Annotated in this window: 5 protein-coding genes; 3 read left to right on the forward strand and 2 right to left on the reverse strand. The window is 60.8% G+C overall.

The genetic code is table 11. The features are described from left to right. The first annotated feature begins 128 nt into the window (after positions 1–128). The gene (locus tag IP81_RS17930) at positions 129–1,868 is read left to right on the forward strand and encodes a bifunctional UDP-sugar hydrolase/5'-nucleotidase (RefSeq protein WP_082356297.1); all 1,740 of its coding nucleotides are present in this window, start codon (positions 129–131) and stop codon (positions 1,866–1,868) included. 164 nt (positions 1,869–2,032) lie between these two features. Here the strand turns inward: IP81_RS17930 and wecC are convergent, their stop codons facing one another. Together wecC and wecB are read right to left on the reverse strand one after the other, a co-directional pair. Then, positions 2,033–3,337, reverse strand: coding sequence for a UDP-N-acetyl-D-mannosamine dehydrogenase (gene wecC / locus IP81_RS17935; protein WP_054109372.1), 1,305 nt, complete (start codon positions 3,335–3,337; stop codon positions 2,033–2,035). After that, positions 3,327–4,448 carry a non-hydrolyzing UDP-N-acetylglucosamine 2-epimerase gene (wecB, locus tag IP81_RS17940; RefSeq protein ID WP_054109373.1) on the reverse strand — a complete coding sequence of 374 codons (1,122 nt, stop codon included), beginning with the start codon at positions 4,446–4,448 and terminating at the stop codon, positions 3,327–3,329. Before wecB ends, wecC begins: the two co-directional genes overlap by 11 nt. 106 nt (positions 4,449–4,554) lie before the next feature. Between wecB and IP81_RS17945 the strand changes: the two genes are divergently transcribed. Together IP81_RS17945 and IP81_RS17950 are read left to right on the forward strand one after the other, a co-directional pair. Further along, entirely contained in the window at positions 4,555–5,880 is a 1,326-nt protein-coding gene (locus IP81_RS17945) for a nucleotide sugar dehydrogenase (RefSeq protein ID WP_082356294.1), read from the forward strand. A 44-nt stretch (positions 5,881–5,924) separates the two neighbouring features. Continuing rightward, complete coding sequence (locus IP81_RS17950) at positions 5,925–6,923, forward strand: GDP-mannose 4,6-dehydratase (RefSeq protein ID WP_054109374.1); 999 nt, start codon at positions 5,925–5,927, stop codon at positions 6,921–6,923. Positions 6,924–7,061: the final 138 nt, after the last annotated feature.

Consider the following 7,061-nt stretch of genomic DNA (forward strand, 5'->3'; position numbering starts at 1 on the left):
GATAGAGGCCGCTTCGCACAATCGCTTTGCCGTACAAGAAAGTGTGGGGCAAAGCCTTCAAGCTGCAATGGGGTTGGGCTAAAGCCGTTACAAACGCGCCGCCCCGTCATCAAAAAGGCTTCCCTGCCATGCTGTTCCGCCTGCGCCATCTTCTCGGCCTTGGCCTGCCCGTCCTGCTTGCCTCCTGCGCCGGACCCATGGCGCAACGGCAAGCCGCGGCCCCTGTCGAAGTGGGCATTATCGCGATCAACGATTTCCACGGCAGCCTTGAACCGCCGCGCCAATCGGTCAACGCGCCCGATGGCAAAGGCGGCATCGTGCCGGTCCCGGCAGGCGGCGCGGCGTGGCTGGCCTCTGCGATTGATACCGTGCGCGGCAAATATGCCAACACGCTGACCGTTTCGGCGGGCGATATGATCAGCGCCTCGCAATTGGCCTCTTCGCTTTATCTGGATGAACCCGCCATCGGCGTGATGAACCGCATCGGCGTGGATTTCAACGCAGTGGGCAATCACGAATTCGACCGCGGCCAGCACGAACTGCTGCGCATGCAAAACGGCGGCTGCGAAAAGCTGACCGCCAAAGAACCCTGCGCGATCGAACCTTTCACCGGCGCAAAGTTCCGCTATCTTTCGGCCAGCACGGTCAAGGCTGATGGCAGCACTTTGTTCCCCGCCACGGGCCTGCGCACATTCGGCAAGGGCAAAGGCGCGGTAACCATTGGCGTGATCGGCCTTACGCTCAAAGGCACGCCCGATCTGGTGGTCCCCAGCGGCATTGCAGGGCTTACCTTTGCCGATGAGGCGGACACGATCAACGCCGCTATCCCCAAGCTCAAAGCGCAGGGTGCCGATGCGATCATCGTGCTGATCCACCAAGGAGCACGCACGCAAGGGCTGCCCGATCCCAACGGCTGCGAAAACCTCGGCGGCGATATCCGCCCGGTCCTCGACAGGCTTGATCCGCGCGTCGATGTGGTCGTTTCGGGCCACACGCATTGGTCCTATGTCTGCGATTACGGCACGCTCAATCCGGCCAAGCCGATCCTGCTGACCAGCGCGGGCGTCTATGGCGAACTCGTCACCGATATCACGCTGAAGATCGATCCGGCTTCAGGCCGCGTCATTTCCAAAGCGGCCAAAAACGTGATTGTGCAGTCGGTGCCCTACACGTCCTCGCGCGGACCACTGTCCAACACCACGCTTTACCCGCAGTTTCAGCCGCGCGCCGACATCGCCGAATATGTCGCGCGTTATGTCGATGCATCAAAGGCATTCACCCAGCGCCCGATCGGCAAGATTGATCGCCCCGCTGCCAAGACCGAAGGCGCGCAAGGCGGACCGCTCGGCAACCTGATCGCCGATGCGCAACTGGCCGCCACACGCAGCGCCGGCGCACAAATCGCGTTCATGAACCCGTTTGGCATCCGCGCCCCGCTGGTTCCCACCGCCGATGGCACGCTGACCTTTGGCGACATTTATCTGTGCCAGCCCTTCGGCAACAATGTGGTCACCGCAACGATGACCGGCGCGCAGATCAAGGCTACGCTTGAACTGGGGCTTGATGCCACCGGCCCGATCCAGGCGCTCGCGCCCTCTGCCGGTTTCGTCTTCACGTATGATCTCAAACGCCCGTCGGGCGACCGGATCGTGGCGATCACGCTTGATGGCCAGCCGCTCGCGATGGACAAGCCCTACCGCGTCACGGTGAACGGCTTTCTCGCGCTGGGCGGCGATGGTTTTGCCAGCTTTGCCGACAAGCCCGAAGCTGTCACCGGCCCGACCGATATTGATGCGCTGGAAAGCTGGATCAAGGCCTCGCCGGTGCGCGAGGTTCCGCAAGAGCAACGCTCAGTTGCTATTGGTTAAAGGGTTAAAGGGTTAAAGGCCCATACCCGAACCTTCCCGCAAGCGGGAAGGGGGAAAGAAGCGCTGATAACCACTCCCGCTTGTGGAAGGGGAGCGAGACTTAGTGAGCCGTAGGCGAGGTTAGTCGCAGCGGGGTGGGCATAACGCCCACCTCACCAAACATATCAACTCGCCAGCCGCAACCCTACGCCGACACTGGCCGCACCCGGCTGATCGGGCCAAATCCCGCGCGTGTCATACACCGCTTTGCCCGAACGCTCAGCCAGCGGAACCACCTTGAACACGTCATGGTCCACCAGCACAATCAGCACGCCGCACTCTTCGAGCGCTGTATCGATATCGATCTGCACCGCGCCGGTGCCTTCAAATTCCTTGGGTAATTCACCCGCATAAGGCTCTACCACATGGATCCGGTTGCCGAATTGGCGCGCAAGGTTGGCAGCAACATAGCGCGCGGGACTTTCGCGAAAATCGTCAATGTTCGCTTTGAAGGCAAGGCCAAGGCACGCCACGTTCTTGCCCGGATGCGCTTCGATCAGTTCGGCGGCGCGCTTGACCACATGATGCATCTTGCCATCATTCACATTGCGCGCGGTGCGGATCAGCGGGGTTTCTTCAGGCGCGCTGGCCACGATGAACCACGGATCCACCGCGATGCAGTGTCCGCCAACGCCGGGGCCGGGTTGCAGGATGTTCACGCGCGGGTGGCGGTTGGCAAGACGGATCACCTCCCACACATCCAGCCCCATGCGGTCTGCCACCATCGAAAGTTCGTTGGCAAAAGCGATGTTCACGTCGCGATAGGCGTTCTCGACCAGCTTGGTCATTTCGGCCGAACGCGCATCTGTGGTGACGCACGTCCCGCGCACGAAGCGCTTGTAGAACGCCAAAGCCTTTCGCGCACAGCGGGGCGTGATGCCGCCGATCGAGCGGTCGTTGTTGGTCAATTCTTCCAAGATGCGGCCCGGAAGCACGCGCTCGGGGCAATAGGCGATCGAAACGTCAGGCGTCTCGCCGCTCTTGCCCGGAAACTTCAGGTCAGGCCGCAAACCGGCCATCAGATCGCGCATCTGCTCGGTCGTGCCAACCGGCGATGTCGATTCAAGGATCACGCAATCGCCTGCCTTGAGCACAGCGGCAACTTGCGTCGCGGCGGCCAGAACATAGGAGATGTCGGGCGTGTGGTGACCGTCCTTTTCGAACGGTGTCGGCACCGCGATCACGAATACGTCAGCCGGTTCGATCTGCGTCGATGCGCGCAACAGTCCGCGCTGCACCACGCCGTGGACCAGTCCGTCAAGGTCCACTTCCTCGATATGGATTTCGCCGCGATTGATCGTATCGACCACGCGTTGCGACACATCGAGGCCCAGCACGCGACAACCCGCGCGGGCAATTATCGCAGCCGTCGGAAGCCCGATATAGCCAAGGCCAACAACACAGACGTCCGGCTTTGTATCACCCATCATTCGCCAGCAACTCCACAATCCGGCGCGCTGTCTGGCCATCCCCGAACGGGTTATGCGCGCGCGCCATAGCTGAATAAGCAGCCTTATCGTCGAGGAGGGTGAAGATTTCGGAAACGATGGTGTGAACATCGGTGCCAACCAGCTTTGCCGTGCCCGCCGTCACGCCTTCGGGCCGCTCGGTCGTCTCGCGCATCACCAGCACCGGCTTGCCCAGCGCCGGCGCTTCTTCCTGGACGCCGCCCGAATCGGTCAGCATGATGTCGGCAATCGCCAGCAGCCGCGCAAAATGCGGGTAATCCAGCGGCTCGATCATCGCCACGTTGGGCAGGCCAGCCAGCGCATCGTCCATCACTTTGCGCACGTTGGGATTGGGATGGACCGGAAAGATCAGCGCCACATCATCGCGCGCGGCAATCTGGCGGATCGCCTCGGCAATGTTCTCAAGCCCGCCGCCAAAATTCTCGCGGCGGTGGCTGGTCACGCCGATGATTCGTTTGCCCGCAAACCGCGCCTCGATCCCGGCCAATCCTTGCGCCAGTTCAGGCTCGCGCGCGATCTTGGCGGTCACCCATTGCAACGCATCGATCACCGTATTGCCAGTGATGTGCACGCCTGCCGGATCGACATTCTCGGCAAGAAGAGCGCTTGCTGAAACATCGGTCGGCGCAAAGTGCAGCTTGGCAATCGTGCCGATGATCTTGCGGTTCACCTCTTCGGGCCAGGGGTGATAGATGTTGTGGCTGCGCAGACCTGCCTCGACATGCGCCACCGGCAGCTTGCGATAATAAGCCGCCAGCGCGCCCGCCATAGCGGTGGCCGTATCGCCCTGCACCACAACCCAATCGGGCTGTACGGCGTCCATCACTTTGCCAAGGCCCGTGAGCAGCGCGGCGGTCAAACCGTCAAGCGTCTGGTCGGGGCGCATCAGATCAAGATCGTGATCAGGCACGATCCCTGCAATCTCCAGCACCTGATCCAGAATGCCGCGATGCTGCGCCGAAACGCATGTCACTACCCTGCAACGGGGGTCTGCCTGAAGGGCGTGCACCACGGGGAACATCTTGATCGCCTCAGGGCGCGTGCCGAACACTATGAGAATCGTCTTTTCCATGCCCGCACCAATAATCGGCAAGCGTTAACCGTGAAATAAGAGCCTCGCTTTATGCATGCGGATTGTGGCGCGTGACGTGCGCCAACCATGAAAGGCCGCATTCCACGTGACCGTCCAGTTTTCTTCGATTTCCGCTGCTGCACCAACGAGTCTCGACCCGCGGGTTTCATCGACCACCCGCGTAACCGTGCTTGGCCTTGGCTATGTCGGCCTGCCGCTGGCCGTGGCACTGGCCAAAAAGTTCTACGTCACCGGCTTTGACGTTGATACCCAGCGCATCGGCGAATTGTCCGAAGGCCATGACCGCACGCGCGAAATTGATGCAGAGCGGCTCGCCAAATCGAGCCTTGGCCTGACCTGCGATGCCGCCGTCTGCCCGCCCAGCGACTTCTACATCGTCACCGTGCCCACCCCCATCGATGCCGATAACAACCCCGATCTGCGCATCGTCGAATCGGCCTCGCGCACCGTGGGCGCGATGCTGCCCGATGCCGTGGCCGAAGGGCGCAGGCCGGTGGTCGTGTTTGAAAGCACCGTCTATCCGGGCGTCACCGAAGATATCTGCGGCCCGATCCTCGAATCCGTATCGGGCCTCAAATGCGGGGAAGACTTCTTCCTTGGCTACAGCCCCGAACGCATCAATCCGGGTGATCGCGAGCACACGATTGATCGAATCACCAAAGTCGTCTCGGGCCAGACGCCTGAAGTGCTGGATCGCGTCGCCGATCTTTATGCCGCGATCACCACGGGCGGTGTCTTCCGCGCCACTTCGATCAAGGCCGCAGAAGCCGCCAAAGTGATCGAAAACGCGCAGCGCGATATCAACATCGCTTTCATGAACGAGATCACGCAAATCTTTTCGAAGATGGATCTTTCTATCTGGGATGTGCTGGCCGCTTCCAACACCAAATGGAACTTCCTGCCCTTCACCCCCGGCCTTGTTGGCGGGCACTGCATCGGGGTTGATCCCTATTACCTTTCCGCCCGCGCCGAAGCGCTGGGCCACGATCCGCAAGTGATCCTTGCCGGACGCGGCGTGAACGATGGCATGGCGCAATGGGTTGCGCGCCAACTTCACGCCAAACGTGATGGCAAGCCCGGCTCGGTCCTCGTCCTTGGCCTGACATTCAAGGAAAACGTGCCCGATCTGCGCAATTCCAAAGTCGCCGATGTGATTGCCGAACTGCAGACGCTGGGCCACAGCGTTACCGTCCACGATCCCCACGCCGATCCCGCCGAAGCGTGCCACGAATATGGTTTGACGCTTGCCGGCGATGCTTTCGAACAAGCTTACGACATTGTCTTCCTTGCCGTCCCGCACCAATATTATCTGGCTGCCGGTGCCGACAAGATCGCCGCGCTAGTGGCAAAGGGCGGCACTCTAGCCGATCTGAAGGGTGTGCTAGGCGATAAGGCGGACTGGAAACTTTAAAGCCGCTCGCTTAAGCTTTCCCGGCATAACATATTGGAATTACGATGCGTGTCCTCGTTACCGGAGCCGCCGGCTTCATTGGCTACTCCCTGATCACGCGCCTGCTTGCGCGCGGCGACGAAGTGATCGGCGTTGATGTGGTCAACGCCTATTATGATCCCGCGCTGAAAGAAGCGCGCCTTGCCCGGCTGGTTGAGCAGGGCAAGGACCGCTTCACCTTCCTGCGCACCGATTTTGCCGATTACGCGAGCCTCACCGCCGCGCTTGAAGGCAAGCAGTTCGAACGCATCGTCCATCTCGGCGCGCAAGCAGGCGTCCGCTATTCGATCGAAAACCCCCACGCCTATGTGCAGTCCAACCTCGTCGGTCACTTGAACCTGCTTGAAGTGGCGCGCCATCGAGAGGCTGAGCACATGGTCTATGCCTCCTCCTCGTCGGTCTATGGCGGCAATACCAAACTGCCGTTCTCGGTCGAAGACCGCGTCGATCACCCGATGTCGCTCTATGCCGCCACCAAAAAGGCGGACGAATTGATGAGCGAGACATACGCCCACCTTTATCGCCTGCCGCTCACGGGCTTGCGCTTTTTCACCGTCTATGGCCCGTGGGGCCGTCCGGACATGATGATGTGGCTGTTTACCAAGGCCATTCTGGCGGGCGAGCCGATCCAGGTGTTCAATAACGGCGATATGTTCCGCGATTTCACCTATATCGATGATATCGTTTCGGGCGTGATGGCATGCCTTGATAATCCCCCGCCCGATGATGGCGCGGCAAAGGCTGGCGGCAGCCTGAAGCCCCACCGCCTGTACAATATCGGCAATCACAAATCCGAACCGCTGATGAAAGTCATCGGCATTCTGGAGGCCGAACTTGGCCGCAAGGCAGAGATGAACCTCCTGCCGATGCAACCGGGCGACGTGCGCCAATCCTTCGCCGATATCGACGCGATTTCAGGCGATCTGGGCTATAAACCCACCACCAGCATTGATGTGGGCGTCCCCAACTTCATCCGCTGGTACAAAGAGTTCCACCGGCTTTAAAGTTCAAGAAGAAAGCCAGCGGCGGAGTCGAGTAGGATGCCTTCCTTGCGCTGTGGCAGGCAGGCATGCCCTGCGCCCTGAGCAACCCCAAAGCCGTGCGGCGCTTTGCCGAGGCGATTGGGCGGTTGGAGAAGACCG

Source organism: Novosphingobium sp. AAP83 (assembly GCF_001295795.1).
In the GTDB taxonomy this organism is placed as follows: Bacteria; Pseudomonadota; Alphaproteobacteria; order Sphingomonadales; family Sphingomonadaceae; genus Novosphingobium.